This is a genomic window from Pseudomonas sp. FBF18, from assembly GCF_024261405.1.
Lineage (GTDB): Bacteria > Pseudomonadota > Gammaproteobacteria > Pseudomonadales > Pseudomonadaceae > Aquipseudomonas > Aquipseudomonas palmensis.
This window is the reverse complement of the sequence record NZ_QKRS01000009.1, coordinates 220,696-239,185: the sequence shown is the minus strand read 5'-3', so window position 1 is coordinate 239,185 and position 18,490 is coordinate 220,696. Positions and strand designations below refer to the sequence as shown.

At 56.3% G+C, this 18,490-nt stretch carries 20 protein-coding genes; 5 read left to right on the top strand and 15 right to left on the bottom strand.

Annotated features, from left to right (window positions below; all coding sequences use genetic code 11):
* Positions 1–41 precede the first annotated feature (41 nt).
* Positions 42–701, bottom strand: a complete 660-nt coding sequence (locus DN387_RS16380; RefSeq protein WP_254506127.1) for a hypothetical protein — start codon at positions 699–701, stop codon at positions 42–44.
* 303 nt (positions 702–1,004) lie between these two features.
* On the opposite strand from DN387_RS16380, the gene DN387_RS16375 reads away from it, so the two are divergent.
* On the top strand, positions 1,005–1,271 hold the full coding sequence (locus DN387_RS16375; RefSeq protein ID WP_041161304.1) for a helix-turn-helix domain-containing protein: 267 nt from the start codon (positions 1,005–1,007) through the stop codon (positions 1,269–1,271).
* A 37-nt stretch (positions 1,272–1,308) separates the two neighbouring features.
* Here the strand turns inward: DN387_RS16375 and DN387_RS16370 are convergent, their stop codons facing one another.
* Positions 1,309–2,277 (bottom strand): DUF932 domain-containing protein, encoded by a 969-nt coding sequence (locus DN387_RS16370; protein WP_057960724.1) that lies wholly within the window; start codon positions 2,275–2,277, stop codon positions 1,309–1,311.
* A gap of 71 nt (positions 2,278–2,348) precedes the next feature.
* Positions 2,349–2,678, bottom strand: a complete 330-nt coding sequence (locus DN387_RS16365; RefSeq protein WP_254506125.1) for a hypothetical protein — start codon at positions 2,676–2,678, stop codon at positions 2,349–2,351.
* 695 nt (positions 2,679–3,373) lie between these two features.
* Between DN387_RS16365 and DN387_RS16360 the strand changes: the two genes are divergently transcribed.
* The 4 genes from DN387_RS16360 (at position 3,374) to DN387_RS16345 (ending at position 6,562) form a co-directional block, all read left to right on the top strand.
* Positions 3,374–4,066: an inovirus-type Gp2 protein gene (locus tag DN387_RS16360; protein ID WP_057960722.1), complete on the top strand. Its 693-nt coding sequence runs from the start codon at positions 3,374–3,376 to the stop codon at positions 4,064–4,066.
* A gap of 23 nt (positions 4,067–4,089) precedes the next feature.
* Entirely contained in the window at positions 4,090–4,551 is a 462-nt protein-coding gene (locus DN387_RS26170) for a helix-turn-helix domain-containing protein (protein WP_368044653.1), read from the top strand.
* Positions 4,552–4,757: 206 nt separating this feature from the next.
* The gene (locus tag DN387_RS16350; RefSeq protein ID WP_368044652.1) at positions 4,758–5,087 is read left to right on the top strand and encodes a helix-turn-helix transcriptional regulator; all 330 of its coding nucleotides are present in this window, start codon (positions 4,758–4,760) and stop codon (positions 5,085–5,087) included.
* Positions 5,084–6,562: a YfjI family protein gene (locus DN387_RS16345; RefSeq protein WP_254506123.1), complete on the top strand. Its 1,479-nt coding sequence runs from the start codon at positions 5,084–5,086 to the stop codon at positions 6,560–6,562. Before DN387_RS16350 ends, DN387_RS16345 begins: the two co-directional genes overlap by 4 nt.
* A gap of 47 nt (positions 6,563–6,609) precedes the next feature.
* Here the strand turns inward: DN387_RS16345 and DN387_RS16340 are convergent, their stop codons facing one another.
* The 12 genes from DN387_RS16340 to eat form a co-directional block, all read right to left on the bottom strand.
* Positions 6,610–7,116, bottom strand: a complete 507-nt coding sequence (locus DN387_RS16340) for a hypothetical protein (protein ID WP_222018892.1) — start codon at positions 7,114–7,116, stop codon at positions 6,610–6,612.
* Positions 7,117–7,287: 171 nt separating this feature from the next.
* Positions 7,288–8,250 (bottom strand): hypothetical protein, encoded by a 963-nt coding sequence (locus DN387_RS16335; RefSeq protein ID WP_254506121.1) that lies wholly within the window; start codon positions 8,248–8,250, stop codon positions 7,288–7,290.
* A gap of 152 nt (positions 8,251–8,402) precedes the next feature.
* Positions 8,403–8,948: a hypothetical protein gene (locus tag DN387_RS16330; protein ID WP_254506119.1), complete on the bottom strand. Its 546-nt coding sequence runs from the start codon at positions 8,946–8,948 to the stop codon at positions 8,403–8,405.
* Positions 8,949–9,153: 205 nt separating this feature from the next.
* Positions 9,154–10,362 (bottom strand): integrase arm-type DNA-binding domain-containing protein, encoded by a 1,209-nt coding sequence (locus DN387_RS16325; RefSeq protein ID WP_024077601.1) that lies wholly within the window; start codon positions 10,360–10,362, stop codon positions 9,154–9,156.
* A gap of 388 nt (positions 10,363–10,750) precedes the next feature.
* Entirely contained in the window at positions 10,751–11,461 is a 711-nt protein-coding gene (locus DN387_RS16320) for an XRE family transcriptional regulator (protein ID WP_054916333.1), read from the bottom strand.
* A gap of 191 nt (positions 11,462–11,652) precedes the next feature.
* Positions 11,653–12,180: an inorganic diphosphatase gene (gene ppa, locus DN387_RS16315; RefSeq protein WP_043863926.1), complete on the bottom strand. Its 528-nt coding sequence runs from the start codon at positions 12,178–12,180 to the stop codon at positions 11,653–11,655.
* Positions 12,181–12,271: 91 nt separating this feature from the next.
* Positions 12,272–13,087 carry a zinc-dependent peptidase gene (locus DN387_RS16310; protein ID WP_043863925.1) on the bottom strand — a complete coding sequence of 272 codons (816 nt, stop codon included), beginning with the start codon at positions 13,085–13,087 and terminating at the stop codon, positions 12,272–12,274.
* A 9-nt stretch (positions 13,088–13,096) separates the two neighbouring features.
* Positions 13,097–13,747 carry a DedA family protein gene (locus tag DN387_RS16305; protein WP_054916369.1) on the bottom strand — a complete coding sequence of 217 codons (651 nt, stop codon included), beginning with the start codon at positions 13,745–13,747 and terminating at the stop codon, positions 13,097–13,099.
* A gap of 273 nt (positions 13,748–14,020) precedes the next feature.
* On the bottom strand, positions 14,021–14,479 hold the full coding sequence (locus DN387_RS16300) for a GNAT family N-acetyltransferase (RefSeq protein WP_043863924.1): 459 nt from the start codon (positions 14,477–14,479) through the stop codon (positions 14,021–14,023).
* 108 nt (positions 14,480–14,587) lie between these two features.
* Positions 14,588–15,415 carry an ethanolamine ammonia-lyase subunit EutC gene (gene eutC, locus DN387_RS16295; RefSeq protein WP_054916334.1) on the bottom strand — a complete coding sequence of 276 codons (828 nt, stop codon included), beginning with the start codon at positions 15,413–15,415 and terminating at the stop codon, positions 14,588–14,590.
* A gap of 7 nt (positions 15,416–15,422) precedes the next feature.
* Positions 15,423–16,817, bottom strand: coding sequence for an ethanolamine ammonia-lyase subunit EutB (locus tag DN387_RS16290; RefSeq protein ID WP_054916335.1), 1,395 nt, complete (start codon positions 16,815–16,817; stop codon positions 15,423–15,425).
* Between the two features lie 46 nt (positions 16,818–16,863).
* Positions 16,864–18,306 carry an ethanolamine permease gene (eat, locus tag DN387_RS16285; RefSeq protein ID WP_043863921.1) on the bottom strand — a complete coding sequence of 481 codons (1,443 nt, stop codon included), beginning with the start codon at positions 18,304–18,306 and terminating at the stop codon, positions 16,864–16,866.
* Between the last annotated feature and the right edge of the window lie 184 nt (positions 18,307–18,490).

The window sequence follows — 18,490 nt, the reverse complement described above, 5'->3', positions numbered from 1 at the left end:
CATGCTCTGAACGACCTCAGCTTACGACTTTGCTCGCGATTTTATTTTTTCCAGAGGTGGTAGTCTGGATTGAGGCCAATTACGTCCTGTTTCGAGTTATAGCAGAACTCCATAGTGCAGTTGCTTGTGTCGGACGCCAGCGGAACATACACAGGCAATCTGGCGCGACTGACTTGATCACTCCCTCCATCAATGGTCAGGTCGCAGCTATCGCCTTGTGGGTCGCACCAGATGTCATAGGTGCCATTATCTGTAGGCGTTGCTTTCACTGAGGTGGCTGCAGGCGTTGCTATGGTGTTACCTGCCGCAGCGCCTCCGAATAAAGGTCCTGTACCATTTTTATATGCCCAATCCTTGCCATCACCGCCCGGATAGATATAAAAATCTTTGAAAACCACGTACTTAACGTCACGACCAGTTACCGATTTGCCTCGGTAGTTACGATCTTTATCAATGCACTTGTCTGATATGCCTATGCACGTAACGATTTCAAAAGAGGGCTCTTGTTGCATAGTGACTTTGCCATAAGCATCTTTGTATTGGACGACAATGTCGTCAGGACGGGTAGTGTCAGTGCATACGTTTTTATGGGGGCCAGTGCAACCTATCGAGTCGGGAGTTGAATATTGGCTATATAGATCAGCAGCATATGCAGAGGATGTCATCAGGGTAAGCGCAAATATTTTGTACACCATTTTCATGTGATTCCCTTTATAAATTTAAAAACGCATAGAAAAGACAAAAGCAAGATGAAGGTATCCCTGCTCTTTCTGGAAAGCCGTTACCACAGTTGCCGATTCGTAGGATGTGTACTCTTTTAGCCATGTGGAGATGAGAGGGGCGAGCAATCTCTGCGAGATGGCAATCACATATTTAGCTGCTTGCATTCGATCCAATTAAAGATTTTTGAAGATGTTTTTTCGAATTTTAGCTGAATATACTCAATCGAGTATAGTGCTTTTACGCTTCCGAAGGCTTCATCGTTGCTTTTGCGAGCAACAGAAATGGACTCAAAGCAAGCCTTCGGGATGGCAGTGAAAATCCTGAGGAGCAGACATGGCCTTGCCCAAGAGCAGCTTGCTCCGAGCCAGAGCTATGTCAGCGATGTTGAACGAGGCTTGAAAAGCCCTTCCGTAGAAAAATTGATTGAGCTTTCTGCCCATCTCGGTGTTCATCCCGCGACTGTGCTTATCAAAAGCCAGTTGCTCCAGGATCCGGAAATGTCCAAAGAAATGCTGCTGTCACAAATATCCAAGGAATTGGAAGATTAGGATTAGTGTGCAGCCGGTTGCCCGGCTGCACACCGCTTTATGCCACCAATTGAAGTGCGGATTTGAGGGCTTTCTGCTTGAGCGCTGCTCCTTGGCCGAACCATGCAGAGTCGATCCGATATTCACTGCTCTTGGCGCGTCGTTCGTGATCCACGTACTCGGTTACAGCATTGAGTAGTCCCCAGGCGGTGCCTTTAGCTGACTCCAGTGTCGATCCTCGTCCCTGACCCTCATATAGGCTTTGCACCTTGCGTAGCGCCCGCTCATTAGGCAGAACTGTCGGTAGCGGACTATTAGGGCTGGTGTCACACAGTACGTTCATGAAGTAGCTCATCGCCTCGGGCCACTGAACCTTTCGCTCAGACAGATTTTTCATTCGGTACATGAACTCGTCCCATTGAGAGACCGCGATACCGAGCTGCTTTTTCATCGCTTGTGAATCGAAGCGCGTGCTGTGCGGCACTTTGATAGCGTTGGCTCCGCCATCTAGGGCTACGGTCAGCGTGTTGTTGCATACCACCCGCACCGTGGTCGGTGTTGCCGTCGTGGCCAGCGTACCGTCGCAGGAGGTGGCCAGCAGCAGATAGCCGTTGACCTCGTCGTTTCCTTTTAGAGCCGCCGTCTGCCCAGTGCGTGCCAACGCCCAGAACTTGCGTCCACCTTTGAGTACGCCCGCCGTTTCCAGCTCGTAGCCGGACACGTCAGTAAGGTCGCGATAAAACTCCAAGACGTCACGTGGTTGGACCACCTGGTAGCGCTGAGAGACCACAGACAGTGCCGCTTTGGTGTCGGATCGATACAGCACCTTCTGTTCCGGGAAAGAATGAATCGTCCCCAGCGTGCCGACTGTATCGGACTTGAAGTGAACCGGGCTTTCTTGGATCTGCCAGTTCATTCCGGCTTCCCGTTGCCAGATTTCGAGTGGTTGTTGTGGAGAAAGGCGGCTGCCCAGACCATGCCAGGGAGTGGCGCCAACGTAAGCCATTTGTTCAACGAGGTGAGCCATGGGGAAGATTCCTTGCGAATGATTGAAAAAGAGCGTCGTCTCATCAACAAGCGACGCCTGTTCACAACGACTTAACGGTGGACGCTGAAGCTGTAACCACAATGCAGGCACTGGTAGTTGTTCAGCACCTTGTCATCCATCTGTGCGCCCAAGTTGGCACCGGCGACTCCTCCAGCCACTCCACCAAACAGTCCGCCGAGTAGTGCTCCGGCAATACTGCCAATAGCAATCCCGGCTGGCCCACCAACTACGCCCAACACCGCGCCGACTTCTGCGCCCGATAGCGCGCCGGCAGCGCCGCTGGCGGTACCACTTACTGCGCCAATCAAGCCGCCTGTTTGTTTGCCGATGTTTTTCGTAACGACTCGTCCTGAGTGACAACTTGGGCAAGGGGTATACATAAAACTTCCTCTCAAATGTTGAGCGTGTTAAGCGAATTGCCGGCACGCTAAATCCCCGACAGCATCGATACCATAGGGTGTTCATGGGAGTAATATAGATCTGAGATTTTTTTGATTGATCTCGTATCTCATCGTTACCTACGGCAAAGACGCAAAAACGTAGTACTTTGACGCCTTGCGGCGATATGGGTACGGCAGTGTCGTAAGTTTTTACACGTTTGCGATATGAAGTGCCTATATGACTTCAGATCACCGATGGCACACAACTGACGGTTTGTACGCTCTTGTGTCGAATGAGAATGGAATCTTTTTGCGAATGTTAAAATCAGTTTTCTTACTAGTGTTCTGGGGAGTAAGGTTTCAGGTGGCTTGTTTCTCCAGAGTATGCGCAGGTGCCGCATTGCTGTTGTTACGGTTAAAGTAGTATGTATCTAGTAGGCCCTGTAATTATTATCGATAATAATCATGATTATCTTTGGTTGTTGAGTCATTCATGGCACTCACCTGGTGGGTGCCAGTTGGTAGATACCTGCAAAATTAACTCGCTATAAGCAGCAGTAACGTATGGCGTGACTGAAGTCTAAAGTCATTTAGAAATTGTAATCAACGTATAAGCCGAATCATGGTGTTTGAATGCACCTAGGTTCTTGTGCTTGCCAGTGAACCTTCAATACACGACCGACAGGAAATCGACCATGTTCGACCATCAACCAAAGCGTCATCCTTGCAATACTAAACTGAAATTATTTTACAATAATGAATACCATGGTTTCGCCGTGCAGCAACAGTTGGCGCATGGGCCGTTGATTGAAAACTACTTAGAGCGTGGTTTGGAAACCTTGCAGCACTGCCTCTCGGTACAGGCTCGCACCTTCGTCTGTCGGGTCGACTTACGTTATCCCGTTGGTTTGATACCTAGAGATGCGCATATTAGCAACGAAGTAATGACCCGTTTCTTCTACCATCTAAATAAGGAGTTGGCCTGGGCAGATACCAAATACTCGACCGAAATACGCTACATCTGGTGCCGGGAGCGCAACAGCAGCGAAGCGCCCCACTATCACCTCATGCTACTGCTCAATTATGACGCCATCGGGGGGCTAGGGAACTATGGGCCTAGTACAGACGGTACCTACAGCAGAGAAAACTTGTTTCATCGTATCGTGCGCGCTTGGGCCTGGGCAATTGGTCGTGCTGTACATGACATGTCAGGGCTGGTGCATGCCTGTCAGGACAAACTAAGTGGCCAGGTTTACCAGCGTCTGGAGCGGCGTTTTCCCGACTCGCTCAAGTCAGTGGTCTACGCCATGAGTTACTTGTGCAAGGCCTACAGTAAGTCACAGGAACTGGGGCAGGGGTTTGCCGTGTTTACCACCAGCAGGGTCTGAGCACGATTAATTAGGTATTCAACATGCCTATTCTATGGTGCGGCAATGCCGCACTGTTTCTCACTAGAAAAGGAGTCTTTCGCATGAGCTACAGCGAGCATTGGCGTCGTGAGTTTCTCACCCGGCACCCTGAGTATGAAAGTCAGTCACGGGGGCATTCGCAGGAGACAGCGGAGCCTCCGTCTGTAAGTTTCGCAGTTCCCTTATCTACTTTTATAACTGCTAACACGGAATCCTCAGTGCAGCCCCCTCAGCAAGGGCCAAAGAGACAGCATCACCCCATACAAGGCTGCTCAATGTCTTCCGGCATCATCAGACAAGTATGTTGTCTGCGCCAACGATTGAACCTAACCCAGCAGGAGCTCGCTAAGCAGTTGGGGATCAGCTCGCGCACGCTGCAGGACTGGGAGCAGGGTCGACGACAACCAAAGGGGCCTGGCAGGGCCTTGCTGCTGCAATGGGTTGATCGGCAGGCTGCTTCATAGCTGTTGAATTATTCAGGCTAAGGGGGGAGCCGTAAGGGAGGCTTGAGCAGGTGTAGGGGAGAGTACGGCTGCTATTTTTGCTATTAATCGCAGGAATAGCAGCTGCAGTGACCCTGGCAGATTCGAAGGGGTGAAGGCGACAAGCACAAAATGCATGGAAATGTCTATAGATCTGCTTAGGGTGGATAGGGCGTTTAGCACCTTCGATGACTAGGAGTGGCAGGAGCCTTAAAGTCCTTCTCATCGAATCCATAGTCGTAGCGGGTGTAGAAATGATCAAAGAAAACAGTAGTAAACCAATGTTTAGAATTTTACGCATGCGGCAGTTACGAGAGTGCCTGGGGCTGAGTACATCGACCATTTATGATCGCCTAAATCCGATGTCGCCAAGGTACGACTGCAATTTTCCAAAGCCAATTAAGTTGGGGGCGTCCGCTGTAGGTTGGATTGAGGAAGATGTCTGTCGGTGGATTGATTTCCGAATTGCAAAAAGTCGGAATGCTGGCAGTGTGAATTCTTCAGGGGTTGATCTGTGAGCTTCTTTAATGACGTATCTGGTTGGCTTCCTATTCCAGGAGAAGCCTTTCCAAGGTCTATGGCTTTGCCGGTTATAGTGGGTGCAGTAGATGAAGGTGAACGCAATATAAAAGCCCCACGTGCGCTTGTATTTTCGTCTGTGCTAACAGCCATAGCGACGGCGGCTCAAGGTTTAATTGATGTTTGTAAACCAAATGGCCAAGTCGTTCCAGCATCACTAATGCTGCTCACAGTGGCCAATTCCGGAGAGAGGAAGTCGACTGCGGAGAATGTATTTTTGAGAGGGGTTAGACGCTTTCAGGATGAGATGGATGTGATTTATCAGAAAGAACTTTCTGACTGGAGTGCGAGGCAATCGATCTGGGAAAGTCGCCGAAAGTCAATTTTGAAAAAAACTCTTCAATCAGATGACAAGGATGGAGATGAGGCATGTAAACAATTCATGGATCATGAGGCCCGTATGCCGGTCAAGCCTCGACGATTTAAGTTGCTTTACGAAGACGCTACGTCAGAGGCTTTGTTTCTTGGATTGCACCAGAACATCCCAACGGCTGGGCTTATCTCTAGTGAGGGTGGGGGAGTGTTGACGGGCAGGGCATTCAATGATCTGTCAAAGCAGAATGCCTTATGGAGCGGGGATGTAATAACCGTTGACCGTGTTTCATCTGAAAGTTATGAGGTAAGAGCACGGCTGACGGTGTCTCTAATGGTTCAAGAAAATTCGTTTTCCAGCTATATGCAGAAGCATGGCGAAAGATCACGTGGATCTGGCTTGTGGGCTAGGTTTCTGGTTTGCAACCCCAAGTCGACACAGGGAACTAGGTTAATTGCGGGAGGGGATACGCCCTGGAATTGTTGTGAAAGATTTTCTGACCGCATTATGGAGATACTTAAAAGCAGTGTTGAGTTTCTGACTGATCCCGTTAAGCCGAGGTTGGTGGTTAGGTTCTCTCAGGAGGCGGCTCAAAGATGGATAACCGTTTTTAATGCGGTTGAGTCGGAGATTAGGCCGGGGGGGCGATACTTTGGCATGGGGGATCATGCATCAAAGTTGGCTGACAATGTCGCAAGGGTTGCTGCTTTATTTCATTTCTTCGAGAAAAGAGGTGGGGATATAGCGATGGAAACTTTGGAAGCGGCTATTGATGTTTGCTTTTGGTACTCTGATGAGTTTTTGCGTATGTTTGCATCGCTACCTCAAGAGGAGATCGATGCCCACGAGTTGGATTCCTGGCTACAAGTAAGACGAGAGGTCGGCGAGAGGTTTTTGGCAAAGAACGCTATACTGCAAAAGGGACCAGGTCAGTTGCGAAAAGTAAAGCGCTTAGATCAAGCTATTGAAGTGCTGTCGTCTCAGGGAAAAGTTTTATTGTCAAAGTCTGGAAATGTCACATATTTGGATATTTTCCCTGAACGCTCGATGAGTAAATTAATTACTAGAACTGTTCTCTCCCCTTACAAGTCTTCAATTTAGAGGGGGGCGTGCGCGCATCGAGATAATGGGTGCTGGTCACTAAGGCATTACAAAAACTTGCTTAGCGAGACGATGTTCAGTTGACGCTTCGGTGCCTTGTTGTGAAGACGGAAAAAGCTCCAACCAGGCGTTCTGAACGTGCAGTAGGAATAGACCTGCCGGAAACGGGCTGTAGAGATTATAGTCAACATCTCAACGTCGCTCCTAAGCAGCTCAATCGCTTTATTTATCTCGCCGACGCGCCGTTCACAGGAATTTATGTGAGAGTTGACCAGCGCTAAAAAACGGCTGTACTGCACTAGCGTATCCGCGCCGCAGTGGCTGAGTTCGTTTTGACTGTAGTCTTCGCCAGCCACGGATTCGCGCAGGACAGCCAGACGTTCTTCTGAGCGCTCCGCGTAGCTAATAAGCGCTGTCAGCTCGACTTTTTCACGTTTAGTTTGTTGAAGCTCGGCGGCCTCCCTCTCAAGATCGTGCTCGTAAGCTGCCAATAGCTCGGTGGCCGCGTCAATCTGCTCCTGCGCCGCGTGGTTGTCGATGCGTGGAATTCTCATGTCCTACCCTCTAAATTTAGCGTTAATGCCTTTGAAGCCAGCTTGCCATGACTCATCTTTGATTACCTCCATTTTTGAATGACGGCTGCTCGCTTTTATTTCCTCTACTACCAAAAGTGGGCAATCGAGGTTGCCATCCTTCAAGGTGGCGTTTTCAATCGGGTAATTAACTCATTGGCTATTCTGCATAACGTCATCCAGCGATCGGGCCTCTGTCAGCCGCTCTAGGTAGGCTTGCAGTTGATCAAGACTGTCTGCAGCTTCGAGCGTTTCTATAGCTGACACAGGTAACTCTCCAAAGCGCATCTGAAGTTGCAGAGCCAACGCTGTTCTCACGCCTTCGATCCGTCCTAGGGTGCGCGCTGCATCGACATCCATCTGGCGCGCTTCTTCCGTATCCCGCTTGGGAAACGAGTGGCGGAGGATATGTCCGAGTCTCAGGCGGTCTGCCTGTCGCCGGTTGCCTCGCTTGCCATTATTGGCAAAGCTGATCAGAAGATCGCGCACCTCCTGCTTCAAGCCATCGAGATTAGCGATATCCAGCATCTCGAATTCGCGGTTGGCTTTATAAATGCGGGTCGCCATCGCATCGGCTACGTCGGTCTTATTTCTAGTCGCAAGCTCAGGGTTGTTATGGAGCATGCCCTTAACCATGGCGTGAATAAGTTGAGAGGCCATCTTGCTGGAGGGCTGCATGTTTTTGGCATGCCCCCCCTTGGCACCGCGCACGCTGTAATGTTTGCCTTCTAGGTTCTTGAGCGCCTCGAGCATCGCCAGGTGACGATTGGCTCGCATCAAGGCTGTGATCATATCCTGTAGGCAAAGCTCGTATGCGGCGGCTGCTCCCGGCACACTCTGTAGCGGTAGGTGATTATCGTGGACAAGCTTCACATAGACTGCTTGCTGTAGGGCAGCGTCGGCATGCTCGGTCAACTGCTCTCCAATCGCGACCTTGCCTTGGCGGATGGTCAAATCGACTTGCGTGTCCTGATGAGACAGGATCTCAAAACGGTTCATCCTTTCATACAGTGTCTGCAGGTGCTGTCTTTGCGCAGGTGGAGCGATTCCTTGCAGATCAAACACCTGCTGCGCGATATTTTTTGCTTGGGTGAGTAGCGCCGCCACTGTATCCATGCGAGGCGCTACTGGCATCGAATGCGCGTTATTCCTGAATGACACGTTCAGATCCCTGTCTTGTGGATTCGAGCGGCAGAGTAACAGCGATGTTTATGGCGGGGTAAATCCAAATGCGCGCAGGGTATGTGAGCCCCGTTCCTCATCTGCGCCTATTCCGAAGTTTGTGGCAGCAACGGAGCTGCTCCAGTTGAACTAGGCCCGGGAAATCTTGCATTGCTATTTACTATTGAGATCGTTACTTGACTTGGGTCGACCGAATATCGAGTGGAAACTGCGTCAACCGCTGCATCCAGATCCATGCCGACCTTCATATCCGGTTTTCGAACTACATAATCCAGATCAGTTACGCACTGATCTAGCGCTTCTTGGTTATAGCCATTCAAAATGGAAGGCATAAAGAACCCATGCGCTGCATCCTTAGCCTTCACGACTGAGTCAAGGGGCCAGACCTTGAGCCACCGCTTTGAAAAAGATACTGTCCATAAATACTCTCCGTCGATCAACTCAGTGCTCCATTTGTAAATCTCAAAAGTGCAAAGAGGCTTGAGTTTCTCAGAAACGAATATCATGTATTTTACTAGGTGAGGATTTGGCCCTTTGATGACAGAACTCTCGAACTCCCAGTCTGCGTAGGCTTGTTGATACTCCTGGTCCGTGACCTTGACGCAGAAAGCGATAGCGGCGTGAACGTCCATTTGATCCCTCAGGTATTGGTTTTTCAGCGGTAGTCGCAAGACTATCCGCTAGCAAGCCCCATGCACAGACGACCGTGTGACAATTTCAGTGATCCGGTAGGAGGCTTGACTGTTGCCGCTGACCGAAAACTGACCCAGTAAAGGCTGTTCTGCCGACTGAAACACTGTTGTGTATTTTTATTTGGCTCACGGTAGCGAACCTTGGCTATTTATGTAGCGGCTCCTTAGATGTCAAGAAGTTCGACCATTCGATCATCAGGGCGCGTCGCTTGTCGAGAAAGTCGGTGCGAGAGTAAGCCCCTTCAGTTTGGTCGCGTTCGTCGTGAGCGAGCGCCATCTCGCAGACTTCACGAGGAAAATTTGTGCACTCCCCTGCCCAGTCTCGAAAGGACGAACGAAAACCGTGCCGGGTGATGTGTTCGTACTTCATGCCATGTAGAAGCGCGCGTATGGCGTTTGCGTGCATGACCCCTGTTTTTCCCTGTCCTGGAAACAGATAGAGGCTCTCAGATCGCGGAATGCGTTTCACCAGCTTTACTACTTCATCAGCGAGCGGGACGATAAACGCGACTCGCATCTTCATGCGCTCATCCGGTAGAGACCAAGTGCCGGCTTCCAAATCAAACTCATCCCAACGAGCGAACCTCACCATGTGGGCGCGTGCGCTGGTCATGATCAACAACTGGGCGGCCAACGACGCCGGAGTTGTGTTTGTACTGAGTTTGGTCATCAGGGCTGGCACATCCTGCCATCGCAAAGCTTCAAAGTGCTCGCGTTTCCGTGCTTTCTTCTTTTCAGCGCGACTGAGTAGGTTGTCCAAGTGTCCGCGCCAGCGAGCAGGGTTCTCGCCTTCTCGTAGATTACGTGCCTTGGCGGCGTCCAGAACCTGTTCAATTTGCCCACGTACCTCGTCGGCTGTTCTGGTTTTGGTGGCCCAGATCGGTTGCAGCACCTTGAGCACCTGGGGAGTACCGATATCCTCGGCTGAAAGCTTGCCGATATGGTCAAACGCATACAGCTCCAGCTTCCGTAGCCAGCCTTTGCGCCACTTATCTGACCAGGTGCCTCCGTGTGCCTCGCAGTACTCTTTCGCGAGTGTCTCGAACTTCAGCTGTTTCGCCTCGCTGGTTCGCTGTGCTTCGCGTTGGGCAGCACGCTCAATGTCACGAGCGGCTAGAGGATCTACGCCGTCGCTCAACTGGCTGCGTTTAGCACTGGCTTCTTGTCTGGCTTTCTTGAGGCCTACTTCGGGGAATGAGCCCAAGCCCATCTCCCTACGACGGCCCGCCAGTTGGAAGCGAAGTAGCCAGGACTTGCGCCCGGTTGGCTTGACGACCAAGCGAAGCCCATCACCATCTTCATAGGTGCCGGGTTCGGTCAGATTTTCGACTTGTTTCGGATTCAGCTTACCCATTGGATTTCCCCTGTCGTTCCTTTTGTCCCCCCACCTGTCCCCCCACGTCATCATCGGATGAGGTCAAATGGCGTTGAACGCCATCGGACAGGGGAATGCCTGAAACCCCCGGAATAGCTAAGCTATCAGGAAGATTCTTGGATGGGATAGGATTATTTCGGACAATTAAAAAGCCGGCTTGTGGCCGGCTTCTCGGGGACAGTCTTGGCTGACTTTTGGTAAGCCGCAACCGCCTTCAAATCGTGATCCGGCGCTGGGGCCGGGGGTGGCGGGGGCAGTGTGTGCCGCGCCACGCCCTCAGGATGCAAGGCTGCAACCGGGGCTTGAGTGCGGCACAGCATACTGGGAATGGATCGCAATGCCCAGCAAAAAAACCGCTGCAACCGCTTTAGCGCGGGCGATCATCCCGCAGGTGAGCCCACCAGAACACCCACCCCAGCACCTCCAGACCCTGGTTGCGGATTTGCGACAGGCTGTAGGTTTCGCTCGGAAATTCGTCACCGTCATGGCTGTGCAGACGCAACGCGCCATTGGCCCGTTCGCTCAAGGTGTGCACCCGCAAGCGCCCGTTGTGCAGCAGCGCGTATATCTCGCCCTCGATCACGCGGGTCAGGCTGCGGTCTATCGCCAAGGTCGCGCCGTACTGCAGCAAGGGGTTCATGTTGTAGTCGGGCATGCTCACGCAAAGCGCCTGCGCAGCATCGACCCCGAGGTTGTCCAGCGCACAGCGCGGCAAACGCAGGTGGCGGCCAGGGATTTCGGCAAACTGCCGGGGCTGCGCATGGTAGAAGGGCAGCAGCACGTCCTGCTCGCCATGCGCAGCGAACAGGCTGTGGTCCGGGGCCTGCAGCTCCTGCTCGCCACGGTTGCGGCTGACCCGCGGCAGCGGGTTGTGGTGCTTGGGGCCCTCGCCGGTGCGCAGCCAGCGAGGGCGTACGCACAGCAGCTCGGCAATCTCGTCCAGACGCGCCATGGGCACGCCGCGCTGGAACCAGTTGTTCACATGCTGCGGCGTCACCCCGCGCTGAGCGGCAAAGTCGGAAGCGGTCAGGTTGCACTCGCGCAGGAGCGCTTTCAAACGATCACCAGATGTATTCATGGTGATTGAGTTTAGTGAGGGAAAAGAAGGGTTTATATAAACATTGGGTTGAAGTGTTTCGGGGGCAAAAGCGGGGGTATTACAGGGGCTTCTGTTGGTGTTGTAGGAAGAGTCGGACGCTGTTGTTTCAAGCAGCGAGCCGCAGATGCAAAAAGCCCCGCAATCGCGGGGCTTTTCCTCAAGCGCAGTGCTTAGCCCTTGTAGGCTGCCACCGACTTGGTGATCTCGGCACGGGCCGCTTCTGCGTCACCCCAGCCGTCGATCTTGACCCACTTGCCTTTCTCCAGATCCTTGTAGTTCTCGAAGAAGTGCTTGATCTGCTCCAGCAGCAGTGCCGGCAGGTCGGTGTACTCTTTGACGTCGACGTACAGCTGCGACAGCTTGTCGTGCGGTACGGCGATGACCTTGGCGTCGCCGCCGCCGTCGTCGGTCATGTGCAGGATGCCGACCGGGCGAGCACGGATCACCGAACCTGGGGCTACCGGGTACGGGGTCACCACCAGCACGTCCAGCGGATCACCGTCGTCAGCCAGGGTGTTGGGGATGAAGCCGTAGTTGGCCGGGTAGAACATCGGGGTGGCCATGAAGCGGTCCACGAACAGGCAATCGCTGTCCTTGTCGATCTCGTACTTGATCGGTGCGTGGTTGGCTGGAATCTCGATGGCGACGTAGATGTCGTTCGGCAGGTCTTTGCCAGCCGGAATCTTGCTGTAGCTCATTGGGCATTGCCCCCATGTTTGGCCAAAAATTGGTCGCGATTATAGGCACATTCCGTAACGCTTGCCACGCCCGGCCAGATGCCCGGCTTGGTCAATTAGTCGTGTGCTGGTAGTGCGGATGGCTACGTTGCAGCTGTTGCAGGCGGGCCAGTGGATCCTGGCGGTAGAACGCGCTCAGTTGCGCGTAAACCGCGGGGTAGGCCTGCATCAGCAGGTCCGGGGCACTGAAGAAGTATTCGCTGGTCACGGCGAAGAATTCGGCCGGGTTTTCCGCGGCGTAGGGGTCGATGGCCGTTTCGGCATCGGGGTTGCGGTCAAGCTGGCGGTTGAGATCGTCGTAGGCCTGCTGCATGGCCTGCGCCCAGTCCGCCACGCGCATGCTGTCATGCAGCGGCGGCAGGCCATTGGCATCGCCGTTGAGCATGTCGAGCTTGTGCGCCAGTTCGTGAATCACCAGGTTGTAGCCTTCCCAGCCACCGCTGGCCAGCACCCCGGGCCAGGCCAGGATCACCGGGCCCTGCTGCCAGGCCTCGCCACTGTGTTCGCCGTCCCATTCATGTTCCACACCGCTGGCGTCACGGTGGCGCTGGGGGCTGACAAAGTCATCGGGGTACAGCACGATTTCATGGAAACCCTGGTACCAGTTCAGATCGCCCAGGTGCAGCAGCGGCAGTTGCGCCTGGGCCGCCAGGTGCAGGCGCTGCTCGGCATCGGCGTCGACGCCGGGTAGGGTGGTGAGGTGCTTTTGCTGCAGGAACAGGATGCAGGCTTCACGCAGCCAGTGATCTTCTTCGTCGCTGATGCCGTCGAGCATCGGCAGGCCCTCGCGTACCCGCTGCCACTGCTGCGGCTCGATCGGGTAGCGGGCCAGGGTACGACGGCGCCGCCAGGCGCTCAGGCTCCACATGTGCGCGGGTTACTGGGCCTTGGCCTGGCCACGGCCCATGCGGCTGCGCACCAGGCCGATGATCATCGGCACCAGCGACAGCAGGATGATCGCCACGATCATCAGCGACAGGTTGGACTTGATGAACGGCACGTTGCCGAAGAAGTAGCCCAGCGTCACCAGGCCACACACCCACAGGATGGTGCCGGCGACGCTGAACATCAGAAAACGCGGATAGACCATTTTTGCCAGGCCCGCGACGAAAGGCGCGAAGGTGCGCAGGATCGGCAGGAAGCGCGCCAGGGTGACGGTCTTGCCGCCATGGCGTTCGTAGAAGTCGTGGGTCTGCTGCAGGTAGTCGCGGCGGAAGATCTTCGAGTCGGGGTTGCTGAACAGGCGTTCCCCGGCCGTTCGCCCGATCACGTAGTTGGTGCTGTCGCCCAGGATGGCTGCCGCCATCAGCAGGCCGCACAGCAGTACCGGGTCCATGCCGCCGCCGGCGGCCACGGCACCGGCGATGAACAGCAGCGAATCGCCCGGCAGGAACGGCATGACGACCAGGCCGGTCTCGCAGAAGATCACCAGGAACAGGATGGCGTAGATCCACGGACCGTAATTGTTGACCAGCAAATCGAGGTAGGTATCGAGATGCAGAATGAGGTCCAGCGGGTTGAAATCCATGTACGGCACCTTGTTCAAGACCCGGCTCTACGGGCATGCGAGGACTGGCAGTGCGAAGTGTGTAGCCGTTACCCGAGGTAAGGGTAAAATTTCACACAAATTGAAAGGCCGCATTATACGGGCATGGCGTGATTATGGCGGAGCAGTTTGTAGCGGCGGATTTCTGGGCCCAGCGCAGCGGGGCTGCCATGCAGCCCATCGCCAGCAAGGCTGGCGCCTACATGGCCAGTGCGCAGACCTGTGGAAGCCGGCTTTGCTGACGAAGGATGCCCGTCAGTCGGAATGGATCGGGAGGATATAGCTCTTGAACTCGGTATCTGCCTTGAACCCCATCGACTCGTAGGTCTTCATTGCCACCTCGTTGTCGCTGCTGGTCGAGGCGCGCAGGCGCACGGCGTTGGTGTCCTTGGCCAGTTTCTTCGCCTCGCGCATCAGGTTGTCGGCCACCAGCATGCGCCGCGAGTCTTCGGCCACATAGATGTCGTTGAGTATCCATACGCGCTTGAGCGACAGCGACGAAAAGCTCGGGTACAGCTGGCAGAAACCCATCAGCTTGTTGTCATCGTCGTCCGGCAGCGCCAGGTAGATGATCGACTCGTCGCGCTCCAGGCGTTTTTCCAGAAACGAGCGCGAAGAGTCCGGATAGGGCAATTGCCCATAGAACTCGCGGTATTTGACGAACAGAGGGGCGAGCAGATCCAGATGCTCAAGAGTTGCTTTGATAATTCGCATAAGCAGGCCTCGGGTCCATGGGGAGTGGCGGCGAACCTCGGGCAGCCGTCACCCCAGATGCTGCCTAAAGCGCGAAAAAAGCGCAATCCGCTAAAAAGTGGTCAGTTCTCAATCATTGCCGAGTAAGAAGTTTCCATTTTTAGGGGTGTCAGCGTCTGATTCCAGGGTCTGGACCTGGGCTTCATCCTTCAGGTTGACCCCCGAGAGCTGCCGACGGCAGGCCTCGCGCATCAGGTACAGCAGGCGGTGGGCGGCCATGCCGTAGCTCAGCCCCTCCAGGCGTACGTTGGAAATGCAGTTGCGGTAGGCGTCGGTGAGGCCGACCCTGGGGCTGTAGGTGAAATACAGGCCCAGGCTGTCGGGGGAGCTCAGGCCCGGACGTTCGCCGATCAGGATCACGGTCATTTTCGCGCCCAGCAGTTCGCCGACTTCATCGGCCACCGCCACCCGGCCCTGCTCCACCAGCACCACCGGGGCGGTGGACCATCCCTCGGCATCGATGTGCTCCTGCAGACGGTTGAGAAACGGCAGCGTGTGCCGGTGCACCGCCAGGGCCGAGAGGCCGTCGGCCACGATGATCGCCAGGTCGACCCCGCCCGGGTTGGCCTGGGCATGCTCGCGCAGTTGCCGGGCCGATTCCTCATGCAGGCGCCGCCCCAGGTCCGGGCGTTGCAGGTAGCTGTGGCGGTCGCTGGCGGCGCTGTGCAAGAGGATGCTGTCGCGCCCGCGTTCGCTCAGCTGTTCGCGCAGGCCCGCATGGTCGAATGCCAGGTGCACGGCATCGCGGGCCTGGGCGTGGGCGCACTGGAAGTCCAGCTGTGCGCGGGTCGGCAGGCTGGTACCGGTGCGCCCCAGGGCGATCCGCGCCGGGGTCAGGCGGCGCAGGTCGAGCCAGGGGTTGTCGCTGTTGTCGTGCTGCGTGGGTTGCTTGTCCATGGCTCGCTTATCCCAGTTGCGCCAGCGCCTGGCGGAAGGCCGGTGGCAGGTTGTCGCCAAACCGCACCCGGCCATCGGCCTGGGTGAAGATGCCCATGCGCGCCAGCCACGCCTCGAACTCCGGGGCCGGTTTCAGGCCCAGGGTCTGGCGTGCGTACAGCGCGTCATGGAACGAGGTGGTCTGGTAGTTGAGCATGATGTCGTCGGAGCCGGGGATGCCCATGATGAAGTTGATCCCGGCCACCCCCAGCAGCGTCAGCAGCGTGTCCATGTCGTCCTGGTCGGCCTCGGCATGGTTGGTGTAGCAGATATCGCAGCCCATCGGTACGCCCAGCAGCTTGCCGCAGAAGTGGTCTTCCAGGCCGGCGCGGATGATCTGCTTGCCGTTGTACAGGTACTCCGGGCCGATGAAGCCGACCACGGTGTTGACCAGAAACGGCTTGAAATGCCGTGCCACGGCATAGGCCCGGGTTTCGCAGGTCTGCTGGTCGACGCCATGGTGCGCGTTGGCCGACAGCGCGCTGCCCTGGCCAGTCTCGAAGTACATCAGGTTCTGCCCGAGGGTACCGCGGTTCAGGCTCAGGCCGGCGTCGTAGCCTTCCTGCAACAGGTTGAGGTTGATGCCGAAACTGGCATTGGCCGCCTCGGTGCCGGCAATGGACTGGAACACCAGGTCCAGCGGTACGCCGCGGTTGACGGCCTCGATCGAGGTGGTGACGTGGGTCAGCACACAGGCCTGGGTGGGGATGTCGTAGCGCTGGATGATCGCGTCGAGCATCTCCAGCAGGGCACAGATCGAGGCGATACTGTCGGTGGCCGGGTTGATGCCGATCATGGCGTCGCCGTTGCCGTACAGCAGGCCGTCGAGAATGCTCGCGGCGATGCCGGCCGGCTCATCCGTGGGGTGGTTGGGCTGCAGGCGGGTGGACAGGCGCCCGCGCAGGCCCAGGGTGCCGCGAAAGCGCGTGACCACGCGGATCTTCTGCGCCACCAGCACCAGGTCCTGCACGCGCATGATCTTCGAGACCGCAGCGGCCATTTCCGGGGTCAGCCCCGGGGCCAGGGCGCGCAGGCTGTCTTCGTCGGCCTGCTCGCTCAGCAGCCAGTCGCGCAGCCCGCCCACGGTCAGGTGGCTGACGGCGGCAAAGGCCTGTTTGTCGTGGGTGTCGATGATCAGGCGGGTGACTTCGTCGTCTTCGTAAGGGATCAGCGCCTCGCTGAGGAAGTGACTGAGCGGGATATCGGCCAGCGCCATCTGCGCGGCCACCCGTTCGGCGTCGTTGCCGGCCGCCACCCCGGCGAGAAAGTCGCCGGAGCGGGCCGGGCTGGCCTTGGCCATGACGTCCTTGAGGCTGTCGAAGCGGTAGGTCTGGGTGCCCACCGTGTGTACAAAACTGCTCATACGCAATCTCCATGGCGCCGCAGGCCAGGCCTGCGGCGCGGGGCGGTCAGTGCAAGGCCTCTTCGGCCTTCTGGATCGCGGCAAACTCTTCCTCCGGCGTGCCGGCCACCAGGTGGTGTCGGCTGTAGAAGGCAAAGTACGCAATCAGCACGCCATAGATGATCGCAGCGCCAATCACCACCCGTGGGTCGACCAGGAAACCTGCGACCACCGCCAGGCAGGCCAGCACCAGCGCCACGCCCGAGGTGAAGATGCCGCCCGGGGTACGGTACGGACGCTCCATTTTGGGGCGTTTTATGCGCAGGGTGATGTGCGCGGCCATCATCAGTACATAGGACAGCGTAGCGCCGAATACCGCCACCAGAATCAGCAGGTCGCCCTGGCCGGTCAGCGACAGCGCAAAGCCGATGATGCCGGGGATGATCAGCGCCAGTACCGGGGCCTTGCTGCGGTTGGTCTGCGACAGCTTGCGCGGCAGGTAGCCGGCGCGCGACAGGGCGAAGATCTGCCGCGAGTAGGCGTAGATGATCGAGAAGAAGCTGGCGATCAGGCCAGCCAGGCCCACCAGGTTGACGAAGCCGCCCATCCAGGTCGAGCCGCCGTAGGCCTTGGCCAGCGCCTCCACCAGCGGGTTGCCCGAGCTTTTCAGCGCTTCGGCGCCGGCGCCGCCCGGGCCGATCACCAGGATCAGCAGCGCGAAGCTGAGCAGCACCAGCATCGCACCGATCAGGCCGCGGGGCAGGTCGCGCTTGGGATTCTTGGTTTCTTCGGCGGCCAGTGGCACGCCTTCGACCGCCAGGAAGAACCAGATGGCGTAGGGGATTGCCGCCCACACGCCGACGTAGCCGAACGGCAGGAAGCTGCTGGCGCCGGCTGCGTCGGTCTTGGCGATGTCGAACAGGTTGTTCGAATCGAAGTGCGGCACCATCGCGATCAGGAACACCGCCAGGGCAATCGCGGCCACGGCGGTGATGATGAACATCAGCTTGAGCGCTTCGCCCACGCCGAAAATGTGGATGCCGATGAAGATGATGTAGAACGCCAGGTAGATCACCCAGCCGCCGATGCCGAACAGCGATTCGCAGTACGCACCGATGAACACCGCGATGGCGGCGGGGGCGATGGCGTATTCGATGAGGATCGCGGTGCCGGTCAGAAACCCGCCCCAGGGCCCGAAGGCGCTGCGGGCGAAGCCGTAGCCACCGCCGGCGGTGGGGATCATCGAGGACAGTTCGGCCAGCGAAAAGCACATGCACAGGTACATCGTGGCCATCAGCAGCGTGGCCAGGAACATGCCGCCCCAGCCACCCTGGGCCAGGCCGAAGTTCCACCCGGCGTAGTCGCCGGAGATCACGTAGGCGACGCCCAGACCCACCAGCAGGACCCAGCCTGCGGCACCTTTTTTCAGTTCACGTTGCTGGAAATACTCGGAACCGACCTTTTCGAAATCGACGGAAGCCGGCGCGTTGCCGGAATGATCGCTTGGCATGGGGATTCACCTGTTCTTTTTTTAGTCACCGGCGGGTGCCGGCCTGTGGTGATGGTCTTGCACGAAAGGGGCCAGAACAGCTGCAAGCTTCAAGCCGCAAGAGAAGGCAAATCGCATGGGGTCTGCTTTTTCTTGCTGCTTGAAGCTTGCCGCTTGCAGCCGGGCTTCCTAGAAGAAGCCCAGT

Coding starts and splice junctions, on each gene's coding strand:
- eutC (WP_054916334.1), bottom strand. CDS start 15,415: ATGGACAAGCAACCCACGCAGCACGACAACAGCGACAACCCCTGGCTC.
- DN387_RS16300 (WP_043863924.1), bottom strand. CDS start 14,479: ATGCGAATTATCAAAGCAACTCTTGAGCATCTGGATCTGCTCGCCCCT.
- ppa (WP_043863926.1), bottom strand. CDS start 12,180: ATGAGCTACAGCAAGATTCCGGCTGGCAAAGACCTGCCGAACGACATC.
- DN387_RS16360 (WP_057960722.1), top strand. CDS start 3,374: ATGTTCGACCATCAACCAAAGCGTCATCCTTGCAATACTAAACTGAAA.
- DN387_RS16330 (WP_254506119.1), bottom strand. CDS start 8,948: ATGGACGTTCACGCCGCTATCGCTTTCTGCGTCAAGGTCACGGACCAG.
- DN387_RS26170 (WP_368044653.1), top strand. CDS start 4,090: ATGCCTATTCTATGGTGCGGCAATGCCGCACTGTTTCTCACTAGAAAA.
- DN387_RS16335 (WP_254506121.1), bottom strand. CDS start 8,250: ATGGATACAGTGGCGGCGCTACTCACCCAAGCAAAAAATATCGCGCAG.
- DN387_RS16320 (WP_054916333.1), bottom strand. CDS start 11,461: ATGAATACATCTGGTGATCGTTTGAAAGCGCTCCTGCGCGAGTGCAAC.
- DN387_RS16365 (WP_254506125.1), bottom strand. CDS start 2,678: ATGTATACCCCTTGCCCAAGTTGTCACTCAGGACGAGTCGTTACGAAA.
- DN387_RS16370 (WP_057960724.1), bottom strand. CDS start 2,277: ATGGCTCACCTCGTTGAACAAATGGCTTACGTTGGCGCCACTCCCTGG.
- DN387_RS16380 (WP_254506127.1), bottom strand. CDS start 701: ATGAAAATGGTGTACAAAATATTTGCGCTTACCCTGATGACATCCTCT.
- DN387_RS16310 (WP_043863925.1), bottom strand. CDS start 13,087: ATGTGGAGCCTGAGCGCCTGGCGGCGCCGTCGTACCCTGGCCCGCTAC.
- DN387_RS16350 (WP_368044652.1), top strand. CDS start 4,758: ATGACTAGGAGTGGCAGGAGCCTTAAAGTCCTTCTCATCGAATCCATA.
- eat (WP_043863921.1), bottom strand. CDS start 18,306: ATGCCAAGCGATCATTCCGGCAACGCGCCGGCTTCCGTCGATTTCGAA.
- DN387_RS16375 (WP_041161304.1), top strand. CDS start 1,005: ATGGACTCAAAGCAAGCCTTCGGGATGGCAGTGAAAATCCTGAGGAGC.
- DN387_RS16340 (WP_222018892.1), bottom strand. CDS start 7,116: ATGAGAATTCCACGCATCGACAACCACGCGGCGCAGGAGCAGATTGAC.
- DN387_RS16325 (WP_024077601.1), bottom strand. CDS start 10,362: ATGGGTAAGCTGAATCCGAAACAAGTCGAAAATCTGACCGAACCCGGC.
- DN387_RS16290 (WP_054916335.1), bottom strand. CDS start 16,817: ATGAGCAGTTTTGTACACACGGTGGGCACCCAGACCTACCGCTTCGAC.
- DN387_RS16305 (WP_054916369.1), bottom strand. CDS start 13,747: ATGGATTTCAACCCGCTGGACCTCATTCTGCATCTCGATACCTACCTC.